This is a genomic window from Rhodococcus sp. NPDC077669 (genome assembly GCF_040686915.1).
Taxonomy (GTDB): domain Bacteria; phylum Actinomycetota; class Actinomycetes; order Mycobacteriales; family Mycobacteriaceae; genus Rhodococcoides; species Rhodococcoides fascians.
Map to the genome: position 1 here is coordinate 31874 of NZ_JBFBMD010000002.1, position 23993 is coordinate 55866.

Genomic DNA, 23993 nt, shown 5'->3' on the forward strand with positions numbered 1-23993 from the left:
GGTGATTCACGCCATAGAAGTGCACAGTGGAGACGACGCACACACTTCGATGGAAGGACACTCACGTGTCGGACGATGCTCGCAGTGCACCCACGGACGAAACACCCACCGACACGGCCGGCCCCGGTAACGCGACCGACAGCGAAGAGCCTCAGGTCGACGACGCCACACTCGAAGAAGCGAAGAAATCGGTCGAGGGACTCGATGACCGATACCGACCCGGCGCTCGGCCCACTGTGGCTCTCCCCGGAACCAACGGCACCGTCGCGGGTACAGCCTTTGCCGACATGGTCGACGACAACGGTGAGATGGTGGATGCCGACGATCAGGATGCATCCGACAGCTCCGAAACAGACAGCACGGACACCGATCACGCCGGCAGCGACGAAAAGGTAACGTCCTCGACCGATGGCTGAACACGACGTTCCCGACGCCCCCGCCGACATCGAACTCGGCGGGGGCGTCGCGTTTCTTCACACGCCGCCGATCCCGTCGCGCGGAGGGCTCGCTCTCACTCACGGTGCGGGCGGCAACTGCGGGTCGGTGCTCCTACAGAACATTGCGTCGGTGTGGGCGGCGGCCGGCTTCACGGTGTTGCGGTTCGACCTTCCGTTCCGAGTCCGCAAGGCCAAGGGTCCTCCGCATCCCTCCCGTTCCGAGGAGGACCGGATGGGGATCGCCGCGGCCGTCGATCGACTGCGTGCCGAAACCGACGGGTTCGTCGTGTTCGGCGGGCATTCGTACGGCGGCAGGCAGGGATCGATGATCGCGTCGGAGCAGCCGGGTCTCGTGGACGGTCTGGTGCTGACGTCCTATCCCCTGCACCCACCGGGCAAGCCCGACAAGCTTCGGACCCACCATCTGCCCGACCTACGTACCCCCACTGTTGTGCTGCACGGCACCAGGGATCCGTTCGCTACCACCGAGGAACTCGGGGCGGCGTTCGCTCTGGTTCCCGCTCCCACACTGCTGATCGACATCGACGGCGCGGGCCACGATCTCGCACCGGCGAAGTACGACGCAGCGCAGCGGACTCTCGATGCTGCTGTCTCACTGTTCGAATCGCCGCCCGCCGATCGGCCGGGCGTCGTCCCGCTCTTCGACCCGTCACGCTGAAGTGGTGTACTGACGTTATGCCGACCTGGGGATGGTTCATCGTTGCGCTGGTCCTCGTCGATACCGCGGTGCTCGCGGCCTGGTTCCTCGCGCGTCGAAAGCCGGACAGATCGCGCGCCACGTCCCAGAGCCTGAAGCTGGTAGGACTGGACGACGGTGCGCGGGCAGACATTCACCGATTGTTGGCCGCGGACAAGAAGATTCAGGCCATCAAGGTCTTCCGTGATCGAACCGGTGCCGGATTGCTCGATGCCAAGAACGCAATCGAGACGATGCAACGCGGAGCACCGTTTCCTCCCCCGTCGACCATTCTCGATGCAGCGAGTTCGGGTCCCGTGCGATGGGACGACCTCCTCCCCCGATTGACGGCACTCAAATCGGAAGGCAAAGCGATTGCGGCGATCAAGCTGCTGCGCGATCGAACAGGACTGTCGTTGCGGGACGCGAAGAATGCCGTCGATCAGCTGTGAGCGTTCGTGAGGCGGGCCCGGCGGATGCGCACCGAGTCGCCGAGCTGGCCGCACTGACCTTCCCCTTGGCCTGCCCACCGGGAACGCAACCCGATGATATCGAGACTTTCGTCTCGAACGTGTTGTCGGGCAAGCACTTCGAGGCGTACATCGTCGACCCGAACAGGACCGTACTGCTCGACGAGTCGGCCGAGGCACAGGTACTCGGATACGCGATGCTGGTGTTCGGCACTCCCACCGACTCCGGCATCCGCTCGGTGCTGTCCCACGAGCCGACGGTAGAGATCAGCAAGCTGTACGTCCGACCCACCGAACACGGCGGCGGAGTCGCAGCGCGCCTGATGACGTCGGCGCTGGACAGTGCTCGTCGGCATGGCTGCCGAGGGGCGTGGCTGGGCGTCAACCAACAGAACGTCCGCGCCCAGAAGTTCTACGCCAAGCACGGATTCGAGACAGCCGGCACCAAGACGTTCGTCGTCGGCGACCGGACGCACGACGACTACGTCATGCAGGTGCAGCTCTGAGCCTGCCTCGACCGAGGCAGGTCAGCCGACGGCAGCGAAACGAGACAGTGCGAGCAGACGGGACGTCGCACGGAGGTACTTCTTCCGGTAACCACCCGCGAGCATCTCCTCGGTGAAGATCTCGTCGAGCTTTCCACCCGAGGCCGTCACCGGAATACCCGCGTCGTACAGGCGGTCGGCGAGGACGACCAGTCGCAACGCAATTGCCTGATCGGAAGCCGGGTGCACGTTCTTCAGGAACACCGCGGGAATACCGTCCAACAATTTGCCGTAGCGCGACGGGTGCAGCGTGCTCAGGTGCGCCAGCAGGTCGTCGAAGTCGTCCAAGGTCGCGCCCTCGATACCGTCGGCACGCTCGATGAGCTCGCCCTCCGACGTCGGCTCCGGGGCCGGCGGCAGATCGCGGTGCCGGTAATCGGGACCGTCGACGCGGACGGACTCGAAGATCGAACCGAGCTTCTTGATCTCCCGCAGGAAGTCCTCGGCTGCGAAGCGGCCTTCGCCGAGCTGGCCGGGCAGGGTGTTCGATGTCGCCACGATGGACACGCCGCGCTGCGAGAGCTCCGACAGCAGTCGCGAGACCAACATCGTGTCGCCCGGATCGTCGAGCTCGAACTCGTCGATGCACAGAACACTGTGGTTCGAGAGCTCTTCGAGAGCCTTGTTGAAGCCCAATGCACCGACGACGTGCGTCAACTCCACGAACGTGCCGAACGCCTTCGGTTCGGGGACGCTGTGATAGATCGAGGCCAGCAAGTGGGTCTTACCGACGCCGAAGCCGCCGTCGAGGTAGAGCCCCGCACCGGTGGCCGGGGTCTTCTTACCGAACAGTCCGCGCTTGCCCTTGCCGCGAATCTTCTGCACCTTGTTCGCGAATTCCTCGGCTTTCGCGACTGCAGCGGCCTGCGTCGGCTCCTTGGGATCGGGAATGTACGAGGAGAAGCTGACGTCGTCGAACATCGCCGGCGGAACCATCTGCGCGATCAGCTGATCGGAGGGGACCACGGGATTTCGGTCGACAAGGCGTGCGGGCATTGATCGAGCGTAACGACGTGGTCTCATGTGACTCATGCAGCTTCTCGATATTGGGACCTACTTCACATCGGAGCAGGCCGCCGCAGCGCTCCCCGCCATCGGAACGGAAGTGGACGACGACGGTCTGCGATCGCTGTATGCCTACCCGACCGATGTGGGCCGACCGTGGATCCGTACCAATTTCGTATCCAGTATCGACGGGTCCGTCACCTCCGACGGTGCCTCGGCCGGATTGGGCACCCCGGCAGACACCCGGTTGTTCGGCATCCTGCGTGAGCTGTGCGATGCGGTGCTCGTCGGTGCCGGCACCGTGCGCGGAGAGAACTACGGCGGGGTCGCCCTGTCTCCCGATGTCATCTCTCGCCGGCAGGCGAACGGTCAGGAATCGGTGCCGACCATCGTGGTCGTCACCGCCTCCGGCTCCATCGATGCGCGGTCTCGCCTACTGACGGACACAGCGGTGATGCCGGTGGTGCTCACGTCCGCCGCGGCGGACCGCTCTGCGGTAGGCGAACTCCGGACGGCCGGGGCGACGGTGCTCGAGGTGTCCGGCGAATCGGTGTCGACCACCGACATTGTCGAGTCTCTGTCCCAGCTCGGGTTCGGTCGAGTGCTGTGCGAGGGCGGACCAGGACTGTTCGGTCAGCTGGTGACCGACGGGGCAGCGGACGACGTGTGCCTGACGATCTCACCGAAGCTGATCAGTGGGCCTGCCGGCCGCATCGCCCATGCCGCACACGCCGCCGATACCTCCATGCAGCGCGCACTCGTGCTCGGCGACACCGACGGCACGCTGTTGACCCGCTGGGTGCGGCCGTGACGAGAGACGCGGGCGCGGCAGCGAAGCAAAAGTAGATAGCCTCGCACCGTGACGCAGAAACGTTCGTTGCTCGCCGCAGTACTCCTCGTCGCCACGGTCTGCGCGGCCTGTGGAGGCGGCCCGTCGATCCGTCCCGAAGTGGCGGTGGAGCAGCGCTCGCCCGGTCAGCCCGCCGAGTCGTCGCCAGAAACCCCGCCCGAACCGGCTGCACTCGCTGTTCCGACCACCGACCTCGATTGGTCCGAGTGCACCTCGGCCACCCTCGGAATGTTCGGGCTCACCGCCACCACGCCGGGCCTGACACTCGAATGCGGTGAGTACGAGGCCGATGTCGACGCCAGCGGTCAGATGTTCGGCACCTTCGCCGTCGGGGCGCTTCGGGCCAAACTCGACCGGACACCCGTCGATGCCGGGCCCCTGGTGTTCACGTCCGGTTCGGATCGTTCGTCGATCGCAACCTTGGCCACGATGGCCGCCGGCCCACTCGCCACGCTGCTCGAGGCACATCCGATCGTTGCCGTGGATCGCCGCGGCATCGGACGCTCGACGGCCGTGGACTGCATCGACGACACCCCCCAGGCGCCTACCAAGGCTGCCGTCGATGCCCTGGGACAGTTCTCCAGATCCGACTCGGACTCCGTCGACCGCGCGGTCGACGCCGGACGAGACGCCACCATCGAATGCACCGACACCCTGCAGCCGCAGGAACTCGCCTTCGGCACCGGGTACGCCGCGGACGATCTCGATCGGCTTCGACAGCTGTGGGGCGTGGACCGGATCGGCCTGATCGGAGCGGGAAACGGTTCTCTCACCGCCATGGCCTACGCCGCGAAGTTTCCCGACAACGTCGCGCGTCTGATCCTCGATTCGCCGACGGGCGTCAACGCCGACCAAGCAACGCTCGCCGAGCAGCGAACTCAGGGCAAGGAAGCGGCGTTCGCTGCCTTCGCACAGCGTTGCGTCGCGCTGAACTGCTCGCTCGGAAGTGACCCGACGGCCGCAGTGGCAGAGTTGATGAAGCGCGCCGCCGGCGGCGAGTTCGCACCGCTGTCCACACACGAAATTCTCGACGCGATCACCTTTGCCTTGGCCTCGACCGCGGGAGACGCGTCGACGCGGGCGAGAGATCTGTCCTCGACGCTCTCCGCTGCCGCCGCCTCCGACACGACTGCGCTCGCAGCGCTCGCCGAACGAGGCCGGGCGGCGTACAGCACCGACGGCCAGTTCGTCGCCCGCTGCACGGACGGGCAGCAGTGGCCCTCTCCGCAGGGCGTCCGCGACCTGGCACCGGGGTGGGCCGACCGCTACCCGATCTACGGAACCGACGCTGCCCTGACGGCATTGCTGTGCTCGTCCTGGCCGACAGCTCCCTCCGTCCCACTGCCCACCTCGCTGGACGTTCCGGTCCTGGTGCTGTCCAACGCCGGCGACCCGATCGTCGGCAACGGCGGCCTGTCCTCGGTCACCGGCCTGATCGGTGCGACGGGTGCCGCCGTCGCGTCGGCCGCCTGGCAGGGCAGCGGGCATCCGAGCATCGGCGGGTCGCAGTGCCTGCAGAGTGCTGCTGTCACCTACGCCCGAGACACGACGCTTCCGACCGACGGCACCGTCTGTCCGGCCTGACTCGACTCCTCGGAGGGTCGCGAAAGACACGGGCCCCGCGGGGTGTCCTGAACGGCCGCACCGACCGTCTCGGGTACCGTTCGCGGGTGTCACTTAGCTTTCTGGAGCCGCGTACCGGGCGGACCACCGCCGAAGTAATCAAGTACGCGCTCTGGCCGATCGCCATCATGACCGTCGTGCATCGGGTGGTGATCAGGGCGGTCAACGGCGATGTCACCAACGACTTCAACCCGGTGTACAACGCAGCTCTCGCGTTCCTCAACCGGCAGCCGGTGTACACCGCGAACTTCGATTCGGTCGATCCTCATTACCTGTACCAGCCGAGCGCGACGATGCTGCTCTCCCCCATCGCCATCATCGACCCGGAGCGCTCTCGCTGGCTGTTCATCCTTGCCAGCACCGTGGCCATCCTCGTCGCGCTGTACATCCTGCTGCGCATCTTCGGCTTCCGGTTGGACTCGGTGGCTGCACCCGCCCTGCTCCTGGCTGCCTTCGTCAGCGAGACGGTGACGAACACACTGGTGTTCACCAACTTCAACGGTTTCGTACTCCTCGGCGAAGTGGCGTTTCTCGGATTCCTGTTGCAGCGCAAGGATTTGTCCGCCGGTGTCGCGATGGGCTTGACCCTGGCGATCAAACCGATGCTCGCACCACTGCTGCTGCTCCCCCTGATGACGAGACAGTGGAAGGTGTTCATCACCTCGATCGCCATCCCGGTGGTGATGATGGCCATCGCCTGGCCGTTGTCCGTCGATCCCATGAATTTCATCGATCGGACGCTGCCGTACCTGCTGCAGACGCGTGACTACTTCAACAGCGCTGTCGTCGGCAACGGCCGTTACTACGGAGTGCCCGAGTTCATGACCCTCGGCATCCGCGCCGTCCTGGGCATCATGGTGTTGGTCTCGCTGTGGTTGCTCTACCGGTACTGCCGAGAAGATCGACTGTTCTTCTTCGCCACCACCTCCGGCCTGATCCTCACCGCGCACTGGCTGCTGGGCTCACTGGGCCAGATGTACTACTCGATGATGCTGTTCCCGTTGCTCATGACGGTCGTGCTCAGGAACTCGCTACTCCGGAACTGGCCGGCCTGGCTCGCGATCTACGGGTTCATGAACGCCGATCGTTGGTTGTCCGGACGGTGGATCGAAACCGGACGGGCCCTCGACTATCTCCGCACCACCTTCGGTTGGGCGCTGCTGATCGTCGTGATCTTCGGAGTGCTCGTCGGACGCTGGTTCGCCGCGAGAACAGAGGGACGGCTCGACGAGGGAATCGAGCCCAGCTACCTGTTACCGACCGCGTCACCAGCGAAAACGGCATAACCCGGCAAATCGTATTAGCGTGTCAGCATGAGTTCAGCAACAGACAACAATGCCGCTCCGGCCGTCCAGCTCACCGACGCGCAGTGGCGGGAGAAGCTGACACCCGAGGAGTACGCGGTTCTGCGTCAGGCCGGTACCGAGCGCCCGGGCGTCGGCGAATACACCGACACCACCACCGAAGGCATCTACGAGTGCCGCGCCTGCGGAGCCGAACTGTTCCGCAGCACCGAGAAGTTCGAATCGCATTGCGGCTGGCCGTCGTTCTTCGACCCGGCCGACAGCGACGCCGTCATCCTGAAAGAGGACACCACGCTCGGTATGCGCCGCGTCGAGGTCGTCTGCCGCAACTGCCACAGCCACCTCGGCCACGTCTTCGAGGGCGAGGGCTACCCCACCCCGACCGACCAGCGGTACTGCATCAACTCGATTTCTCTGGTGCTCAAGCCTGCATCCTGATCGGTCCGGACATCCCGGGGATCGCCGCGCACTCGGCGAACCTGCGCTGAGGATGCGTCGAAACCGAGCCGCGAACTCCGGAGATTACCTCTGCTTGACCCGATCGTTAGGGTAGCTTTGGGGTTGTGGCCACGTCGATCAAGACCTTCTGGTGGCGCCAGGTGAAAATCACCGGCGTCACACCCAATTTCGGTGACGAATTGACGCCGGGACTGGTCGGAACATTGTTCGGGCAGAAGTGTTCCTGGCGTCGCGCGAAGCGCTGCGACATGATCGGGGCAGGTTCCACCCTGGAAATGGTCCAGCTCATGCAGGCCCGGAAGGGTCTCAAGGTCTGGGGCTCGGGTTTCATGCTCAGTGACGCCGCCCACGAACGAGACTTCAGCTACCCCGATTTCGACTTCTACGCGGTTCGCGGACATCTGTCGCTGGGACGCATCAAGTCCGAGCGCGAGGTCGCGGTCGGGGACCCCGGGCTGCTGGCGAACAAAGTCTATGCACGCTCCCCACGGGTACCCGGCCGGATCGGCCTCGTCTACCACTGGGTGCACAAGAAGGATCCCGTAGTGCGCTCGCTTGCGCGAGACAAGAGCGTCACGTTGATCGACCCGTCCAGAAAGCCGGCCAAGGTCATCGCCGACATCACTGCATGTGACTTCGTGATGTCGACGAGTCTGCACGGCTTGATCGTCGCTGACTCGTACGGCATCCCCAACGCGTGGATAAAGCTGCCGCAAGACATAGGCGGCAACGGATACAAATTCGACGATTATTACTCTGCTTTCGACCGAGAAGCTGTCCAGCATTCATCGGACCTTGCGCGAGATCACGATCGAATCGCGCAGCTACAGCACGAATATCGGCCGGTCCCGAATCTGAAAGAAATTCAGGACAATCTGATCGGAGCCTTTCCGTTCGCTCCGCCCTACACAGCCTGAATTCGACAGGCCGACACTCGAGCCGGTCATCGTTCGCTCCCACACGATCGCTTTCGAGCGCCCTATTACGACGGTGCATACTGTGAGCATGCGCACTTTCACCTCACCAGAGCAGATCAAGGCGGCCGTCGGCGAAGAACTGGGAACCAGCGACTGGCTCCAGATCACCCAGGAACGGGTGAACACCTTCGCCGACGCCACCGGCGACCACCAGTGGATCCACGTCGACGTCGAACGAGCGAAGAAAGAAAGCCCGTTCGGCGCGCCGATCGCCCACGGATTCCTGAGCCTGTCCCTGGTGTCGATGCTCAACTGGCAGATCTACACCATCGAGAACACCAAACTCGGAATCAACTACGGCTCCAACAAAGTTCGCTTCATCAACCCGGTCAAGGTCGGATCCCATGTCCGGTTGCGGACCACCCTCACCTCTGTCGAGGACGCGTCGGGCGGAGCGCTGCAGATCGTGACGACCGCAACGCTCGAGATCGAAGGCGAGGACAAGCCGGCCTTGGTTGCCGAAATCATCTCGCGGGTAGTGTTCTGACCTTCGTCCGCTTAGGTGGATCGAACGCAGTGATCGGCGGCAGCGGCGCGTCGTAGCGTTCGATCTCCACCAGCACGTGTTGCCCGGTGCACCCCCGCGAGAGCGACGACGACCCGACGTCGGCGGTGAGAACGTTCACGCTGCCGTGCACGCACATCGACCCTGGGTCGGCCCGGTCCAACGGGTCGTACCAGGCACCGGTCGACAACTGCACCACCGACTCCAGCATCCCCTCGTCGACGACCACACCGGCCAGGCACGAACCGCGGTCGTTGAACACCCGCACGACGTCACCGTCCGACACTCCCCTGGCCGCTGCCGCTGACGGGTGCATTCGTATCGGCTCTCGGCCCTGAATCTTCGAATGTCGGCTCACCGCACCGTGATCGAGCTGACTGTGCAGCCTGGTGCGCGGCTGGTTGGCGATCAAGTGCAGAGGAAACTGCTCGGCCCGCGCCCCGCCGAGCCATTCCTGCGGCTCGAACCACATCGGGTGCCCGCGGCAATCCTCGTAATCGAACCCCGCGACCGTCGCCGAGAATATCTCGATCTTGCCGCTCGGTGTCCGCAGCGCGTTGCCGATCGGGTCCTGGCGAAAATCCTCCAGGAACGTCAACTCGTCCTCGGTCTTCATCCGGAACGAGCCCTCACGCGTGAAGTCTTCGAATTCCGGGGTCTGCACGCCGTCGGCCCGCAAGTACTCGCGCCACTGCCCGTACATGTGCTCGAGCCATTGCTGTGACGTGCGCCCCTCGGTGAACTGCTGCCCCACACCGAGTTTCGTAGCGAGTTCCGCGAAAGTGTCGTAATCGTCGCGTGAATCGGCGAATCGCTCGGCAGCCGGCGCCATGGCCACGAGCAGTGGATCGTTGCGTGTGCAGCTCAGATCCGACCGTTCCAGCGATGTGGTCGACGGGACGACGACATCTGCGTGCTTGGCCATCGGCGTCCAGTAGGGATCGTGGACGACGACGGTATCGGGCCTGCCGAGTGCCCGGCGCAATCGTCCCAGATCCTGGTGGTGATGAAACGGGTTGCCGCCCGCCCAATAGACCACTTTGATGTCGGGATAGACCAAACGTCGGCCGTCGTAGTCGAATTCGTACCCGGGGTTGAGCAGCATGTCCGAGACAGCTGCAACCGGAATCAGATCGGCCACCGGATTGATTCCCTGCGGCAGTGTCGGCAACGGATAGGGCACAGGAGCGAGGCCGGGCTCGTTCATCGAGCCGTATCCGTGTCCGAATCCCCCACCGGGCACGCCGATTTCGCCCAACATCGCTGCCAACGTGATGCCCATCCACGGAGCCTGTTCACCGTGCTGCGTACGTTGCAGGGACCACGTGACGGTGACCATCGTGCGTTTCGACGCCATCTCTCGGGCGAGGTCCGCGATGATCGTGGCTTCGATGCCGCAGATGTCCGACGCCCACTGCGGGGTCTTGGGAGTGCCGTCCGAGACACCGAGAAGGTAGCGCTCGAACTCGGGGTAACCCTCGCAGTATTTCTCCAGAAACGCTGTGTCGTGCAGTTTTTCGTCGGCCAGGACGTATGCCAGAGCCAGCATCATCGCCACGTCGGTTCCGGGGCGTGGGGCGATCCACCGCGCCTCGCCCGACATGTCGTTGCGCAATGGACCGACGGTGACGATCTGCCCGCCGCGGGCGCGCATCGCGTCGAGCGAACCGACGGTCGGATGATCCGACGTACCACCGTGGTTGATGCCGGTGTTCTTCACCGGGACTCCGCCGAACGCCACCAGCAGTTCGGTGTGTTCGGCGATCACGGACCAGGATGTGGAGCGCGAGAACATCTTCCAGTGCGCGCCGAGCACGTGCGGCATGATGACGCCGGTCGCACCGAGCGAATAGCTGTGCACGGATCGCGTGTAGCCGCCGATGCAGTTCAGGAAGCGGTGTACCTGACTCTGCGCATGATGAAAGCGGCCGGCACTGGCCCAACCGTACGACCCGCCGTAGATGGCGTTGTTGCCGAATGTGTCCACCACGCGGCGCAACTCGCGCGACAACAGGTCGGTGAGCTCGTCCCACGAGACGTCGACGAACTCCTCGCTACCGCGCCTGTCGGTGGGGCCGGGACCGTTCTCGAGCCAGCCCCGGCGTACCGCAGGCGAGGTGACTCGGGATCGATGGGTCACCGAACCGACGAGGTTGCCCAGCACCGGGGAAGGATTGCTGTCCGTCACCTGAGGATGAATCGCGGTGACGTCACGTCCGTCCGAGTCGGCGCGGAACATCCCCCAGTGGCCCATGTGCTGGACGGCGGTCACTCCGGTCATCGAATCCCGAACGCGCTCAACGCTGCCAGCAGTGCGTCGGGACGCTCGGCCGTCGACACCGGATCGACGAGTGCGAAACTGCACCCGATCTCCTGTGCCGCGCCGTCGGCCTCGGCACTGTCGCCCACCATCAGCGTCCGCGCGGGCTCGACGCCGAGAGCGGCCACCGCATGTCGGAAGATCTCCGGTTGCGGTTTGACGTGACCTACCTCGAACGAGAGCACGAATTCGTCGACGTACCGGTCCAGGCCCCGAGCAGTGAACGCAGGACGGATGTCGAAGGCAATGTTGCTCAGCACCCCGACGCGAATCGACCGTCCCGCCAATGTCGACAGTGCCGCTTCCGTGTCGGGATAGGGCGTCCAGGAGTCGGCGTCGATGACTCGTCCGTACACCGATTCGGCCTGTGCCTCGGCGGTGATGCCGGACTGCGCCAGAACGTGCAGATACGCCTGCCGATGCAGGGCCGGATCCAGATCGCGATGACGCCATGCGTGCCGAGTGGCGTCGTCGAACTCGACGGTCTCGCCGACCGGAGCGGTCATGCGTCGCATGAGCTCGGCGGCTCCGGCTCCGTCGACCGGAACGCCGTCGGCATCGTGCACACCGTCGAACCACGACGGCTCCTCTTCCAGTCGGAAGAGTGTGCCGGAGAAGTCGAAGAGAACGGCGTCGACGATGGGCGTGTCCGTCCCCGTCACGGTAGTGATTCGACGAGCGCGTCCACCTCGACCCGAGGGCCGGTGAAGAACGGCGTCTCCTCGCGCACGTGTCGGCGTGCCTCGGTGGCCCGCAGATCGCGCATCAGGTCCACGATGCGGTCGAGCTCCGGGGCCTCGAAAGCCAGGATCCACTCGTAGTCACCGAGCGCGAACGAGGGGACGGTGTTGGCGCGCACGTCCTTGTAGTCGCGTGCTGCCTTCCCGTGATCGGCGAGCATCGTCCGACGTTCCTCGTCGGGCAGCAGGTACCAGTCGATCGAGCGGACGAACGGGTACACGCAGATGTACGCGCCCGGATCCTCGCCCGCGATGAACGCAGGCACGTGGCTCTTGTTGAACTCGGCGGGGCGGTGCAGTGCGGTGTTGCTCCATACCGGCGTGCTCGCCTTGCCTAGCGCGGTGGTGCGCCGGAAGTCGGAGTACGTCGCCTGCAGATCCTCGATGCGCTCGGCGTGCGTCCACACCATGAAGTCGGCGTCGGCCCGCATGCCGGCGATGTCGTAGACCCCGCGCACGACGACACCCTTGTCCTCACGGCCCTCGAAGAATGCCCGGGCTTCCTTCGCAGCGGCCGCGCGGTCGTCGCCCAGAACCCCGGGTGTGACCTTGTAGACCGAGAACATCAAGTACCGAAGAGTCGAATTGAGCGCTGAGTAATCGAGGCGTGCCATGGCCCCTATCGTGCCACCTCGACCAGACGGGCGGCAGCGGTGGTGGCGGACGCAATACAGGCCGGCACCCCGACGCCGCGCTGCCACGCTCCGGTCACGGCGAGCCCGGCGAGTTCGGACACTCCGGATTCGATGGCGGCGACACGGTCGAGATGTCCGGGAGCGTACTGCGGCAATCCGCCCGGCCACCTCTGGACGGTCACTGCCAACGGCCGAGTGTCGATACCCGCGACCGTGGCCAGGTCGGCGAGCGCGACGTCGATCGTGTCCTCGTCGGATCGCTGCGCGGCGGTGTCGTCGCCGAAACGCCCGAGCGAGGCTCGCAGCAGTACCGCGTCACGCTCGGCCAGGTGCGGCCACTTTCGACTGGACAGCGTGAACGCCTTCACGTCCAGCCCCGCGTCCGTCGCCACCAGAATTCCCGAATTCTGCGGCAGCTCGGTCGACGTCGGAAACGCCATCGCCACGACCGTCGACGACGCAAGTTCGATCTCACGGGCCGCGCGCGACGCGTCCGGTGCGAGGTCTGCGATGAGATCGGCCAGTATCGGTGCCGGTACCGCCAGCACGACCCCGTCGACCACACCCACCCGATCGACGAACCAGCCGCCCGACTCACGGCGGATCTCGCCGACGCTCGTCTCGCGCAGAACGCAAGCGTCGGTGGCTGTAACCACGGCGTCGAGCAGCACCGCGTAGCCGTCCCGGAGTCCACCGAACACCGGCCCCGGGGACGGAGTCGGGAGTGCCTTCAGCACAGCCTCGGTCAGGTTCGCCGCGCCGTTGTCCAACGCAGCGGCCAGCGTCGGCAGCGCAGCACGGACACCGATGGAGCTCGCCGAACCGGAGTAGACCCCGCCGAGCAGTGGATCGACCGAACGGCTCACCACCTGGTTCCCGAAACGTGTGCCCACGAGATCGGCCACGCTGGCATCGGAGCCCCGGACCCATCGAAACGGCCGCTCGGTCTCGGTGTCGATGATGTGCAGCTCGGACGGATCGACCAGCTCTCGGACGGACTCCGCCGACGACGGGATACCCATGAGGGTGCCCACCGGAAGTGGATGAGTGCGTCCACCGGAGAAGACGAGCGGTCGCACCGTCGACGGGTGCACCAGCTGATCGGTGAGCCCCAGTTCCGCAAGCAGGGCGGGCACCTCCGGACGGCGCCCGATGAACGCCTCGGCACCGACATCGAGCGACTGATCGCCGACCGAGGTGGTGCGCAGGGTGCCGCCCACCCGGGACGATGCCTCGACCACGGTGATCTCAGCGTCGGGCCCGCACGCCTGCCGCAGGCGATACGCCGCGATGAGGCCGGAAATTCCGCCGCCCACGACGGCGTAACGCCGGACGGTCACAACGAATGCACCAACGCGACGACCCGAGTCAGGATGTCGGGATCGGTATCGGGAAGCACGCCGTGGCCGAGATTGAACACGTGGCCGCGGGCACCGGCCGCGATCGCACGATCCGCCTCGGCGGCAATGCGTCGGACCTCGGCCTCGACTGCGTCCCAGCCCGCGAACAGCACTGCGGGATCGAGATTGCCTTGCAGGGCCTTGCCGTGGCCCACCCGGTGCACCGCGTCGTCGAGCGGAATCCGCCAGTCGACCCCGACCACGTCGGCACCGGCCTCGCCCATGGCACCGAGCAGTTCTCCGGTGCCGACCCCGAAGTGGATCTTCGGGACGCCGGCCGAGGACACGGCGTCGAACACTCGCGTCGAGTGCGGCAACACGTACTCGCGGTAATCGGCGAGCGAGAGTGCACCCGCCCAGGAGTCGAACACCTGAACGGCGTCGACGCCCGCAGCCAGCTGGGCCTGCAGAAAGGTGATCGTGGTGGAGGCCAATGCGTCGAGCAAGGCATGCCACGTGGCCGGATCGGACCGCATCAGTGCTTTGGTCTTCTCGTGATTGCGGCTCGGACCACCCTCGACCAGGTAGGACGCAAGAGTGAAGGGTGCTCCGGCGAATCCGATCAGCGGAGTGCTTTCCAGCTCACGCGTGAGAATGCGGACGGCGTCGGCCACCGGCTGCACCTGGTCGGCAGTGAGGACGGGCAGAGCCGCGACGTCCGCAGCCGAACGCACCGGATGCGCAACCACCGGTCCGGTACCGGCGACGATGTCGAGATCGATGCCCGCGGCTTTGAGCGGAACCACGATGTCGGAGAAGAGGATCGCTGCGTCGACGTCGTGACGACGTACGGGCTGCAAGGTGATCTCGGCGACCAGATCGGGCCGGAAGCACGAGTCCAACATCCCGATGCCTGCACGGATCTTGCGGTATTCCGGAAGGGACCTGCCGGCCTGACGCATGAACCACACCGGCCGCCTCGACGTCGGTCGACCGTCGATCGCGGCCAGAAACGGCGCCTCCGGAAGTTCTCGTCGGGCGGGGGCTGCGGTGTGCGATTCGGCGTTCATCACCGTCCATGCTGCCACGTGCGACAACCGCCGCTACCCTCGAGGGCGAGACACTCATCGCAGTTCAGGACACTCGGATCGTTCGACGGACGCTCGGCGCAGTTCGATCACGGCTCGGCGCGCCTCCATCGCAGGGCAACGTGACGCGTCTAACGTCCGGTGACGTGACCGAGCACCGATCTGACGCCGAACCTGCGCCTTTCCGCGCCGCCATCGACGCGATGCATCGGGCGCAGGTACACCCGGCAATCGAAATCGGTCCGATTCGGCCGCCGCAGAGACTCGCTCCGTACAGCTATGCGATCGGCGCCGAGGTCAAGCACGCCGACTCCGAGCAGATCGACGAACAGAGCGACGGCGACGCGTTCGGCCGTCTGATCCTGTTGTACGACCCCGACGGTGCCGAGGCCTGGAACGGCACTCACCGCCTGGTCGCGTACATCCAGGCCGATGTGGACGAGTCCCTCGCCGACGATCCACTGCTCCCCGAGGTCGGCTGGAGTTGGCTGGTCGACGCCCTCGAATCGCGATCGGAACCGTTGAACGCGCTCGGCGGCACGGTCACCTCGACCAGCTCGGTACGGTACGGCGACATCGCCGGCCCGCCGAAGGCTCACCAACTCGAACTTCGCGCGTCCTGGACGGCGACGTCGGAGGATCTCTCGACTCACGTCGAGGCGTTCTGCGAGGTGCTCGCCTACGCCGCGGGCCTGCCGCCCGCGGGCATCACCACCCTCGGTCAGCGCAGTTCCAGTCGGACATAGCAGTTCCAGTCGTACATAGTTGCCGGTCCGTTCGGCCCCAGGGCCTAGAGTCACATCTCATGTCAGCCGAGAGTTCCCCGGACACCGCGTCGGATGCAGAAGCGAACGAGCCTGTCGCCGTTCCGTTGTTGGCCCCCGCTGACGGGGTTCCCGACGTCGTCGACACCGTCGATGCCGTTCGCGCAGCCGCAGAGGCACTCGCCGCAGGCCACGGGCCCCTCGCTGTCGACGCCGAGCGCGCGTCCGGCTTCCGCTACTCCCAACGTGCGTACCTCGTGCAGTTCCGCCGCCGGGGCGCGGGCACCGTGTTGCTCGACCCCATTCCCGTCACCGGCGACCTCGCGCCACTGGCGGAGGTCATCAACCCGCTCGAATGGGTATTGCACTCCGCGGACCAGGACCTGCCCGGTCTCGCCGAACTGGGGCTCGTCCCCGCCACGCTGTACGACACCGAACTCGCCGGCCGCTTGGCAGGATTCGACCGCGTCGGCCTCGGCGCGATAGTCGAGCGGACCCTCGGCCTGGCCCTGCAGAAGGGGCACGGCGCGGCCGACTGGTCCACCCGTCCCCTCCCCGACACCTGGCTCAACTACGCCGCCCTCGACGTCGAAGTTCTGCTCGAGCTTCGCGACGAAATGGCCGCGGAGCTCGAACGACAAGGCAAAACGGACTGGGCGGCACAGGAATTCGCCCACATCCTCGCCCTCGGTCCGCCCAAACCGAAAACCGACAGATGGCGTCGGACATCGGGAATTCATGCGATCAAGTCACCACGAACGTTGGCTGCCGTCCGCGAATTGTGGACCACCCGAGACGAATTGGCGGCCAAGCGCGACGTCGCGCCCAGCCGGGTCCTGCCCGACTCGGCGATCGTCGCCGCGGCGACGGCCGATCCGAAGTCCTCACGCGAACTCGAACAGCTACCGGTCTTCGGCGGCCCCCGTCAGCGTCGGTCCTCTCGGTTGTGGGCCTCGGCCCTGACCCGAGCACGGGCGCTGCCCACCGCGGAGTTGCCGTCGATGGCGGCATCGTTCGACGGGCCGCCCCCGGTCAACCGATGGGCCCGCCGCGATCCGGACGCAGCGTCCCGACTGGCCGATGTGCGAGCGGCGATGACCGAGCTGAGTGAATCGGTGTCGGTACCGGTCGAGAACCTGCTGATGCCGGATCTACTTCGGCGACTCGTATGGGATTGGCAGACTCCCGACGACGACGGCGTCGACCCAGGAGAGATGATCGACGCTCGGTTGACCGAGGGTGGGGCTCGGCCGTGGCAACGCTCGCTGGTGGTGCCGGTTCTGACGAAGGCACTGCACCCTTCCCAAGTTACCGACGGGTAATACCCGCTACAGTGGGTGGCGCGTCCGGGCACCCGGACGAGTCGTCCGCATCTGTCGGGAGGATCGAAAAGCGTGTCTGTACCCCCGTCCACCAGCTCACAGAGGAATGTCGTCTTCGTCGACGGCATCCGTACCCCGTTCGGCAAAGCAGGCCCCAAGGGCATGTACGCCGACACTCGCGCAGACGACCTCGTCGTCAAAGCAATACGCGAGCTTCTCCGCAAGAACCCCAATCTTCCTCCCGAGCGCATCGACGAGGTCGCGATCGCTGCGACCACACAGACCGGCGATCAGGGCCTGACCATCGGCCGGACCTCCGCTCTCCTGGCCGGGCTCCCCCGCAGCGTCCCGGGATTTGCGATCGACCGCATGTGCGCGGGTGCGATGACTTCGGTGACCACCACCGGATCGGGAATCGGCTTCGGCCAGTACGACGTCGTCATCGCCGGCGGAGTCGAGCACATGGGCCGCCACCCGATGGGTGAGGGTGTCGACCCCAACCCGCGCTTCCTCGCCGACAAGCTCGTCGATCCCAGTGCACTGGTGATGGGCAACACCGCCGAGAACCTGCACGACCGGTTCCCGAGCATCACCAAGGACCGCACCGACGCCTACGCCGTCGCCAGCCAGAACAAATACGACGCGGCCAAGAAAGCCGGCTACATCGCCGACACTCTCGTTCCGGTCGCCACCAAATCCGCCGCAGGATGGGGCCTGGCCACCGAGGACGAGCCACCTCGCCCCGGCACCACCGTCGACGATCTCGCGAAGCTCAAGACACCGTTCCGGCCCGCAGGTCGAGTCACCGCAGGCAATGCTGCCGGCCTGAACGACGGCGCCACCGCGGCGATCCTCGCCGGTGAGGACACCGCGCACGAGCTCGGCCTGAACATCGGGATGCGGATGGTCGGCTTCAGCTTCGCCGGCGTCGATCCCGCCGTCATGGGCATCGGCCCGGTTCCTGCCACCGAAAAGTTGCTCGGCCGAACCGGATTGAGCATCGACGACATCGGCCTGTTCGAGATCAACGAGGCCTTCGCCATCCAGGTTCTCGCCTTCCTCGAGCACTACGGCATCGCCGACGACGACCCCCGCGTCAACCAGTGGGGCGGTGCCATCGCGTGTGGCCACCCGCTCGCTTCCTCGGGCGTCCGCCTGATGACGCAGCTCAGTCGTCAGTTCGCCCAGCAACCCGACGTCCGCTACGGCCTGACGACCATGTGCATCGGTCTCGGCATGGGCGGCACCGTCATCTGGGAGAACCCCAACCACGCTGACTACTCAGGAGCCAAGGCATGAGTGACATCACGACGGCGTTCGAGGACGAGGTAGTCACGAACGCGTTCACCAAGATCGTGTCCGTACCGGGGCTCGACGGCTCCATCGCACTGGTGACCCTGGACAACGGCTTCGATCACACCAAGCCGTCGACCTTCGGTCCCGGCGGACTCGCCAAGTTCGACGCCGCACTCGACGAGGCATTCGCAGCGAACCCGGTGGCCATCGCCGTCACCGGCAAGCCGTTCATCTTCGCCGTCGGTGCCGACCTCAACGGTGTGCCGAACATCAAGACCAAGGACGAGGCGCTGCAGATCGGGCAGCTCGGCCACAAGGTGTTCCGTCGCCTGCGCGAGTCGACGGTTCCCACGTTCGCCTTCATCAACGGTGCCGCACTCGGCGGTGGCCTCGAAGTAGGACTGCACTCGCACTACCGCACCGTCGCGGAGAACGCCGCCGCGCTCGGCCTGCCCGAGGCCTTCCTCGGCCTGGTCCCGGGATGGGGCGGAACTCAGTTGCTGCCCAACATCATCGGAGCCTCGAACGCGGTCACCGTCGTCGTCGAGAACGCACTGAACCAGAACCGCGTCCTCAAGCCGCAGCAGGCACTCGACCTCGGCATCGCCGACGCCCTCTTCGGCGGAGCCGACTTCCTCGAGCAGTCCCTCGCGTGGGCCGCTCAGGTCATCAAGGGCGAGGTCGTCCCCCACCGTCCCGAGATCGACCGCGGGCAGGCCTGGGACGACGCCATCGCCCGTGCCAGGGGCATCGTGGCCGGCAAGACCGGCAATTTCGCACCGGGACCGGTCGCTGCCGTCGACCTGCTCGAGCTGGCCAAGAACACCGACATCACCGATTCCGCGTCTCTCGACAAGGCGTTCGCGGCCGAGGACGACGCGCTGTCGACGCTGTTGGTCAAGGACGAGTTGCGTGCCGGTTTGTACGCCTTCGACTTGGTTCAGAAGCGCGCGAAGCGTCCCGCCGGTGCGCCCGACAAGTCGCTCGCCCGCAAGATCTCCGGTGTCGGCATCGTCGGTGCCGGTCTGATGGCCAGCCAGCTCGCGTTGCTGTTCGTGCGCCAGCTGAAGGTGCCGGTGATTCTCACCGATATCGATCAGGAGCGCATCGACAAGGGCGTCGGCTACGTTCACAGCGAGATCGACAAGCTGCTCGGCAAGAAGCGCCTGTCCCCCGACGCCGCTAATCGCTTGAAGGCGTTGGTGTCCGGATCGATCGACAAGTCCGCATTCGCCAGGACCGACTTCGTCATCGAGGCAGTCTTCGAGAACCTCGACGTGAAGAAGAAGGTGTTCGCCGAGGTCGAGGAATTCGTCTCTGCCGAAACGATTCTCGCGACCAACACGTCTTCGCTGTCGATCACGAAGATGGCGGCCGACCTGAAGCACCCCGAGCGCGTGGTGGGCTTCCACTTCTTCAACCCGGTCGCGGTGCTTCCGCTGCTCGAGGTCGTCAAGGGCGAGAAGACCGACGATGCCACTCTCGCAACAGCATTCGCGACCGCGAAGACACTGAAGAAGTCTGCCGTGCTGTCGGCGGATCTCCCCGGTTTCGTCTTCAACCGGCTGGTCACTCGCGCGTCCAACGAGATCATCAGCGCGATCGACGAGGGTACCCCGTTCGATGTGGCAGACGGCGCTGTGGGCGAACTCGGCATGCCGATGAGCCCGCTGACGTTGCTGGCCCTCGTCGGACCGGCCGTCGCTCTGCACACCGCGGAAACACTGGCTGAGGCGTACCCGGAGCGATTCAAGGACTCCGCCGGATTCCGTGCGCTCGTCGAGGCGAAGAAGCCGGGCGTGTGGACCTACGGACCCGAGGGCCAGGTCGTCGACCCCGAGGTGGCCGCACTGTGGCCGCAGGGTGATTCACCGTCGACGGCCGAACAGGTTCTCGAGCGAACCCGTAACGCCTTCGCGGACGAGATCAAGATCATGCTCGACGAAGGGGTCGTTGCCGCGGCCCAGGACATCGATCTCTGCCTGCTGCTGGGCGGAGGCTTCGGATTCTGGAACGGCGGTATCACTCCGTACCTGGATCGCAGCGGCGCGTCCGAGGCCGCCACCGGTCAGCGCTTCCTCGCGCCCGGTGTAGCCAGCGTCTAGCTCTACCCGCCGAGTTCGAGGTTATGGACGGATTTCTCCTGATTTTCGTCCATAACCTCGAACTCGGCTTTTTCGTGTCGGGATAAGGTCTGACCCGATGAACAGCGAACGCAGTCGGTTGATCGGCATCGCCTATCGAATGCTGGGTTCCTACAGCGATGCCGAGGACGCAGCATCGGAAGCGCTGCTCCGCTGGTATCGACTCACCGACGCCGAACGTGACGAAATCGACGTCCCCCGTGCGTGGCTCACCCGCGTCGTCGGCCGCATCTGTCTGGACCTGCTCGGATCCGCCCGCGTGCGCCGGGAACACTATGTGGGGCAATGGCTTCCCGAACCCGTCCGAGCCCTTGCGACCGGCGACGACGGCACATCGGACCCGGCCGACCGCGTCGCCCTCCACGAGTCCGTCGGCCTGGCGTTGCTCGTCGTTCTGGACTCACTGAGCCCGGCAGAACGTGTCGCGTTCGTGCTGCACGATGCATTCGCGGTTCCATTCGACGACATCGCGAACGTTCTCGATCGGACCCCCGCCGCCTGCCGCCAACTGGCCTCGGCCGCCCGGCGACGAGTGCACGACGATCGCCGCGGCCCCAGCGCTCCCGACACCCACGACCGCGTCGTCCGCGCTTTCGTGGCTGCCGCCGCCGGCGGAGATCTCGATGCGCTCGTCGCACTGCTCGCCCCCGACGTCACCCTCGTCAGTGACGGCGGCGGACGACTGTCGGCGGCCCGCAACCCGGTTCGCGGGGCCGATCGGGTCGCCCGCTTCGTTCTGGGTATCAGCGTCAAGTCCACCGACCTCGACCGGTCGATCGAATCGGTCAACGGCCTGACCGGGATAGTCCTTCGCCGACACGGTGTGGTCACCGGTGTGATCGGTTTCCGCACCGATTCCGCCGTGGTCACCGACGTGTGGATCGTGCTCAACCCGGAGAAACTTCGACACTGGTCGTGACGGCCATACATTCTCGTGGGCTACGTCGTCAGTGCAGGTGAGGCCCGAACTCCTCGAGCCGATCGACTCCGAACAGGACAGGTGGACACACGATGAAGATCGCCGTAGCCGGTGGAACAGGGACCGTCGGAACGCATGTCGTAGACGTGGCGCGTGAGCGTGGGCACGAGGTCGTCGTGCTGTCGCGGTCGGCCGGTGTCGACCTCGTCGACGGGACCGGCCTGTCCGACGCTCTGGCCGGCGTCGACGCCGTCGTCGATGTCGCGTCGACACAAACGGTCTCGGCGAAGGAATCGACGGCGTTCTTCTCCGCCGTCACCCGCAACCTGCTGGCGGCCGAGATCGAGGCCGGAGTCGGCCACCATGTGGCGCTGTCCATCGTGGGGATAGACAAGGCTCCGCACTCGTACTACGCCGGAAAAGTCGAGCAGGAGAACATGATTCGGTCCGGGTCGGTGCCGTGGACGATCCTGCGAGCCACTCAATTCCACGAATTCGCCGCTCAGATCCGTGCACGCGCGTCGTTCGGTCCGGTGAGCATCGTCCCGAAGATGGTCTCGCAACCGATTGCTGCCCGCGAGGTCGCCGAACGACTGATCGACCTGGCGGAGCACTCCCCCGCGGGCCGCGTTGCCGACCTCGGCGGACCGAGGGAAGAGCGGATGGCCGAGATGGTGCGGCGCTATGCACGTGCCATCGGTGCCCGTGGCCTGGTGCTCGAGGTCCCGATTCCCGGCGCATACGGTCGCGCGATGCGAGACGGAACGCTGGTCACCACGACCGGTTCGGATCACGGTTTCCAGACCTTCGATCAGTGGTCGGCCACCCAGGCGCGATAGCCACCTGCCGCCGAACTCGAAGCTATGGACGACTTACAGCAGTTTTCCGTCCGCAACTTCGAGTTCGACAGCGCGATATCGGACTTCTCGCCTATTTCGGCAATTGGATTGCTGCACGCCACGAATATCGAGGCGATTTCGCTCCCATTCCGTGTGTGCGAGGACGAAGATGGCGATGACCACCATGGACGCTGTTCACCCGAAAGCTGGTTCATGCCATGACGCAATCGACCGATCGGCACACCGCAAAGGTCATCGGAGTTACCATTGCCGCCGCTGTCGGCGGGTTTCTGTTCGGATTCGATTCCTCCGTCGTCAACGGTGCAGTCGACTCGATCCAGGAAAATTTCGCTCTGTCGTCGTTCGTCACGGGGTTCGCGGTCGCAATCGCGCTACTCGGGTGCGCGGTCGGAGCCTGGTTCGCCGGTCGCCTGGCCGACAGTTGGGGCCGCAAGAAGGTGATGCTGCTCGGCTCTGCGCTGTTCACCATTTCCTCGGTGGGGTCCGGGTTCGCCTTCAGCGTCCCCGATCTGATGTTGTGGAGGGTCCTCGGCGGGCTGGGTATCGGAATTGCGTCGGTGATCGCGCCCGCGTACATCTCGGAGATAGCACCGGCTCGCTATCGCGGTGGATTGGCATCGCTGCAGCAATTGGCAATCACCGTCGGAATCTTTGCCGCGCTGCTCTCGGATGCGGTTCTTCAGAACGCGGCAGGCGGACCGTCGAACGATCTGTGGTTCGGCCTCGAAGCGTGGCGGTGGATGTTCCTAATCGGCGTCGCGCCCGCATTGGTCTACGGATTTCTCGCGACACTGATTCCAGAATCACCTCGGTACCTGGTGGGTAAACACCTCGACGAGGAAGCTGCACGCATTCTGGGCGACATCACCGGCGAAGTGAACCCCGACGAACGCATCCGGGAAATTCGCCTGACTCTCCGGCGAGAATCCAAATCCTCGTTCGCCGATATCCGAGGACCCAAATTCGGTCTGCAGCCGATCGTGTGGGTCGGTATCACGATGGCGATTCTGCAGCAGTTCGTCGGGATCAACGCGATCTTCTACTACTCGACGACGCTGTGGAAGTCGGTGGGCTTCAGCGAGAATCAATCGTTCGTCACGTCGGTGATCACGTCCGTCATCAATGTGTCGATGACATTCGTCGCAATCTTGTTCGTCGATCGCTTCGGTCGCCGAAATCTATTGATGATCGGCTCGATCGGCATGTTCGTCGGTTTGGTCCTGGCCGCAGTCTCGTTCACGCAAGCCGTCGGAAGCGGCGACCAACTGGAATTGCCGTCGCCGTGGGGCCCGGTCGCGCTCGTCGGCGCAAATCTGTTCGTGGTCTTCTTCGCAGCAACATGGGGACCGATCATGTGGGTGATGCTCGGAGAGATGTTCCCCAATCGAATGCGTGCCGTGGCGTTGGGCATCAGTACCGCCGCGAACTGGATAGCGAATTTCGCCATCACATTGGCATTCCCGCCGTTGTCCGACACCATCGGACTCGGCTTCATCTACTCGTTCTTCGCACTGTTCGCTCTCCTTTCCTTCTTCTTCGTCAAATACAAGATCACCGAGACCAAAGGGATGGAACTCGAAGAGATGGGCGTCTGAATCGAGGTTGCCCGAACGACGGTGGGTCCGCGGTTCTCTCGACCGATAAGGCAGGGTGGGGGTGCACTCTGTCGGTCGATCTGCCGTCGAAAGTAGGA

24 protein-coding genes are annotated in these 23993 nt (G+C 65.2%); 18 read left to right on the top strand and 6 right to left on the bottom strand.

Annotation, left to right across the window (positions count from 1 at the left end; genetic code table 11):
- The first annotated feature begins 65 nt into the window (after positions 1–65).
- The 4 genes from AB0P23_RS02655 to AB0P23_RS02670 are packed head-to-tail and all read left to right on the top strand — an operon-like array spanning position 66 to position 2110.
- Positions 66–416: a hypothetical protein gene (locus AB0P23_RS02655; protein ID WP_032370466.1), complete on the top strand. Its 351-nt coding sequence runs from the start codon at positions 66–68 to the stop codon at positions 414–416.
- Positions 409–1116 carry an alpha/beta family hydrolase gene (locus AB0P23_RS02660; RefSeq protein WP_032372509.1) on the top strand — a complete coding sequence of 236 codons (708 nt, stop codon included), beginning with the start codon at positions 409–411 and terminating at the stop codon, positions 1114–1116. The genes AB0P23_RS02655 and AB0P23_RS02660 overlap by 8 nt, the downstream gene beginning before the upstream one ends.
- A gap of 17 nt (positions 1117–1133) precedes the next feature.
- Positions 1134–1586, top strand: a complete 453-nt coding sequence (locus AB0P23_RS02665) for a hypothetical protein (protein ID WP_241257585.1) — start codon at positions 1134–1136, stop codon at positions 1584–1586.
- Positions 1583–2110, top strand: a complete 528-nt coding sequence (locus tag AB0P23_RS02670; protein WP_283348084.1) for a GNAT family N-acetyltransferase — start codon at positions 1583–1585, stop codon at positions 2108–2110. The genes AB0P23_RS02665 and AB0P23_RS02670 overlap by 4 nt, the downstream gene beginning before the upstream one ends.
- A 21-nt stretch (positions 2111–2131) precedes the next feature.
- Here AB0P23_RS02670 and zapE read toward each other — a convergent pair whose 3' ends face one another.
- A complete protein-coding gene (gene zapE / locus AB0P23_RS02675; protein ID WP_027496929.1) occupies positions 2132–3145 on the bottom strand; it encodes a cell division protein ZapE in 1014 nt (337 codons plus the stop codon).
- A 34-nt stretch (positions 3146–3179) separates the two neighbouring features.
- Here zapE and AB0P23_RS02680 point away from each other — a divergent pair, with 34 nt between their 5' ends.
- From AB0P23_RS02680 to AB0P23_RS02705, 6 genes are all read left to right on the top strand, one after another.
- The gene (locus tag AB0P23_RS02680; protein ID WP_206497510.1) at positions 3180–3965 is read left to right on the top strand and encodes a pyrimidine reductase family protein; all 786 of its coding nucleotides are present in this window, start codon (positions 3180–3182) and stop codon (positions 3963–3965) included.
- 48 nt (positions 3966–4013) lie between these two features.
- The gene (locus AB0P23_RS02685; RefSeq protein WP_206497509.1) at positions 4014–5588 is read left to right on the top strand and encodes an alpha/beta fold hydrolase; all 1575 of its coding nucleotides are present in this window, start codon (positions 4014–4016) and stop codon (positions 5586–5588) included.
- A gap of 86 nt (positions 5589–5674) precedes the next feature.
- On the top strand, positions 5675–6913 hold the full coding sequence (locus tag AB0P23_RS02690) for a glycosyltransferase family 87 protein (protein WP_206497508.1): 1239 nt from the start codon (positions 5675–5677) through the stop codon (positions 6911–6913).
- 27 nt (positions 6914–6940) lie between these two features.
- A complete protein-coding gene (gene msrB / locus AB0P23_RS02695; RefSeq protein WP_027496925.1) occupies positions 6941–7369 on the top strand; it encodes a peptide-methionine (R)-S-oxide reductase MsrB in 429 nt (142 codons plus the stop codon).
- Between the two features lie 125 nt (positions 7370–7494).
- On the top strand, positions 7495–8307 hold the full coding sequence (locus AB0P23_RS02700) for a polysaccharide pyruvyl transferase family protein (RefSeq protein ID WP_048318397.1): 813 nt from the start codon (positions 7495–7497) through the stop codon (positions 8305–8307).
- A gap of 88 nt (positions 8308–8395) precedes the next feature.
- Positions 8396–8854 (top strand): MaoC family dehydratase, encoded by a 459-nt coding sequence (locus AB0P23_RS02705; protein ID WP_027496923.1) that lies wholly within the window; start codon positions 8396–8398, stop codon positions 8852–8854.
- Here the strand turns inward: AB0P23_RS02705 and AB0P23_RS02710 are convergent.
- Genes AB0P23_RS02710 through hemE form a run of 5 tightly spaced genes read right to left on the bottom strand, consistent with a single transcriptional unit; the run spans position 8832 to position 14977 of the window.
- The gene (locus tag AB0P23_RS02710) at positions 8832–11153 is read right to left on the bottom strand and encodes a molybdopterin-dependent oxidoreductase (RefSeq protein ID WP_283541464.1); all 2322 of its coding nucleotides are present in this window, start codon (positions 11151–11153) and stop codon (positions 8832–8834) included. The genes AB0P23_RS02705 and AB0P23_RS02710 overlap by 23 nt on opposite strands.
- Positions 11150–11854: an HAD family hydrolase gene (locus tag AB0P23_RS02715; protein WP_283348083.1), complete on the bottom strand. Its 705-nt coding sequence runs from the start codon at positions 11852–11854 to the stop codon at positions 11150–11152. Before AB0P23_RS02715 ends, AB0P23_RS02710 begins: the two co-directional genes overlap by 4 nt.
- Complete coding sequence (gene hemQ / locus AB0P23_RS02720) at positions 11851–12546, bottom strand: hydrogen peroxide-dependent heme synthase (RefSeq protein ID WP_027496920.1); 696 nt, start codon at positions 12544–12546, stop codon at positions 11851–11853. The genes AB0P23_RS02715 and hemQ overlap by 4 nt, the downstream gene beginning before the upstream one ends.
- A gap of 5 nt (positions 12547–12551) precedes the next feature.
- The gene (locus AB0P23_RS02725; protein WP_032372517.1) at positions 12552–13907 is read right to left on the bottom strand and encodes a protoporphyrinogen oxidase; all 1356 of its coding nucleotides are present in this window, start codon (positions 13905–13907) and stop codon (positions 12552–12554) included.
- A complete protein-coding gene (gene hemE, locus AB0P23_RS02730; RefSeq protein ID WP_032372794.1) occupies positions 13904–14977 on the bottom strand; it encodes a uroporphyrinogen decarboxylase in 1074 nt (357 codons plus the stop codon). The genes AB0P23_RS02725 and hemE overlap by 4 nt, the downstream gene beginning before the upstream one ends.
- A gap of 164 nt (positions 14978–15141) precedes the next feature.
- Between hemE and AB0P23_RS02735 the strand changes: the two genes are divergently transcribed.
- The 8 genes from AB0P23_RS02735 to AB0P23_RS02770 all read left to right on the top strand — a co-directional run bounded on the left by AB0P23_RS02735 (position 15142) and on the right by AB0P23_RS02770 (position 23895).
- Positions 15142–15741 carry a DUF3000 domain-containing protein gene (locus AB0P23_RS02735; protein ID WP_027496917.1) on the top strand — a complete coding sequence of 200 codons (600 nt, stop codon included), beginning with the start codon at positions 15142–15144 and terminating at the stop codon, positions 15739–15741.
- Between the two features lie 59 nt (positions 15742–15800).
- The gene (locus AB0P23_RS02740) at positions 15801–17081 is read left to right on the top strand and encodes a ribonuclease D (RefSeq protein WP_206497507.1); all 1281 of its coding nucleotides are present in this window, start codon (positions 15801–15803) and stop codon (positions 17079–17081) included.
- A gap of 72 nt (positions 17082–17153) precedes the next feature.
- Positions 17154–18380, top strand: a complete 1227-nt coding sequence (locus AB0P23_RS02745; protein ID WP_032365064.1) for a thiolase family protein — start codon at positions 17154–17156, stop codon at positions 18378–18380.
- Positions 18377–20482 carry a 3-hydroxyacyl-CoA dehydrogenase NAD-binding domain-containing protein gene (locus AB0P23_RS02750; protein ID WP_032400801.1) on the top strand — a complete coding sequence of 702 codons (2106 nt, stop codon included), beginning with the start codon at positions 18377–18379 and terminating at the stop codon, positions 20480–20482. The genes AB0P23_RS02745 and AB0P23_RS02750 overlap by 4 nt, the downstream gene beginning before the upstream one ends.
- Positions 20483–20579: 97 nt before the next feature.
- Complete coding sequence (gene sigJ, locus AB0P23_RS02755; protein WP_032400802.1) at positions 20580–21440, top strand: RNA polymerase sigma factor SigJ; 861 nt, start codon at positions 20580–20582, stop codon at positions 21438–21440.
- Positions 21441–21532: 92 nt separating this feature from the next.
- Positions 21533–22279, top strand: coding sequence for an SDR family oxidoreductase (locus AB0P23_RS02760; RefSeq protein WP_032400803.1), 747 nt, complete (start codon positions 21533–21535; stop codon positions 22277–22279).
- A 24-nt stretch (positions 22280–22303) separates the two neighbouring features.
- Positions 22304–22501, top strand: coding sequence for a hypothetical protein (locus AB0P23_RS02765; protein ID WP_032400804.1), 198 nt, complete (start codon positions 22304–22306; stop codon positions 22499–22501).
- Entirely contained in the window at positions 22498–23895 is a 1398-nt protein-coding gene (locus tag AB0P23_RS02770; RefSeq protein WP_032400805.1) for a sugar porter family MFS transporter, read from the top strand. Before AB0P23_RS02765 ends, AB0P23_RS02770 begins: the two co-directional genes overlap by 4 nt.
- Positions 23896–23993 lie beyond the last annotated feature (98 nt).

What these genes read in the sequence shown, in the direction of transcription:
- AB0P23_RS02660 (WP_032372509.1), top strand. Translation starts at nt 409, where the DNA reads ATGGCTGAACACGACGTTCCCGACGCCCCCGCCGACATCGAACTCGGC.
- AB0P23_RS02665 (WP_241257585.1), top strand. Translation starts at nt 1,134, where the DNA reads ATGCCGACCTGGGGATGGTTCATCGTTGCGCTGGTCCTCGTCGATACC.
- zapE (WP_027496929.1), bottom strand. Translation starts at nt 3,145, where the DNA reads ATGCCCGCACGCCTTGTCGACCGAAATCCCGTGGTCCCCTCCGATCAG.
- AB0P23_RS02680 (WP_206497510.1), top strand. Translation starts at nt 3,180, where the DNA reads ATGCAGCTTCTCGATATTGGGACCTACTTCACATCGGAGCAGGCCGCC.
- msrB (WP_027496925.1), top strand. Translation starts at nt 6,941, where the DNA reads ATGAGTTCAGCAACAGACAACAATGCCGCTCCGGCCGTCCAGCTCACC.
- AB0P23_RS02705 (WP_027496923.1), top strand. Translation starts at nt 8,396, where the DNA reads ATGCGCACTTTCACCTCACCAGAGCAGATCAAGGCGGCCGTCGGCGAA.
- AB0P23_RS02710 (WP_283541464.1), bottom strand. Translation starts at nt 11,153, where the DNA reads ATGACCGGAGTGACCGCCGTCCAGCACATGGGCCACTGGGGGATGTTC.
- hemQ (WP_027496920.1), bottom strand. Translation starts at nt 12,546, where the DNA reads ATGGCACGCCTCGATTACTCAGCGCTCAATTCGACTCTTCGGTACTTG.
- hemE (WP_032372794.1), bottom strand. Translation starts at nt 14,977, where the DNA reads ATGAACGCCGAATCGCACACCGCAGCCCCCGCCCGACGAGAACTTCCG.
- AB0P23_RS02740 (WP_206497507.1), top strand. Translation starts at nt 15,801, where the DNA reads ATGTCAGCCGAGAGTTCCCCGGACACCGCGTCGGATGCAGAAGCGAAC.
- AB0P23_RS02750 (WP_032400801.1), top strand. Translation starts at nt 18,377, where the DNA reads ATGAGTGACATCACGACGGCGTTCGAGGACGAGGTAGTCACGAACGCG.
- sigJ (WP_032400802.1), top strand. Translation starts at nt 20,580, where the DNA reads ATGAACAGCGAACGCAGTCGGTTGATCGGCATCGCCTATCGAATGCTG.
- AB0P23_RS02760 (WP_032400803.1), top strand. Translation starts at nt 21,533, where the DNA reads ATGAAGATCGCCGTAGCCGGTGGAACAGGGACCGTCGGAACGCATGTC.
- AB0P23_RS02765 (WP_032400804.1), top strand. Translation starts at nt 22,304, where the DNA reads ATGGACGACTTACAGCAGTTTTCCGTCCGCAACTTCGAGTTCGACAGC.
- AB0P23_RS02770 (WP_032400805.1), top strand. Translation starts at nt 22,498, where the DNA reads ATGACGCAATCGACCGATCGGCACACCGCAAAGGTCATCGGAGTTACC.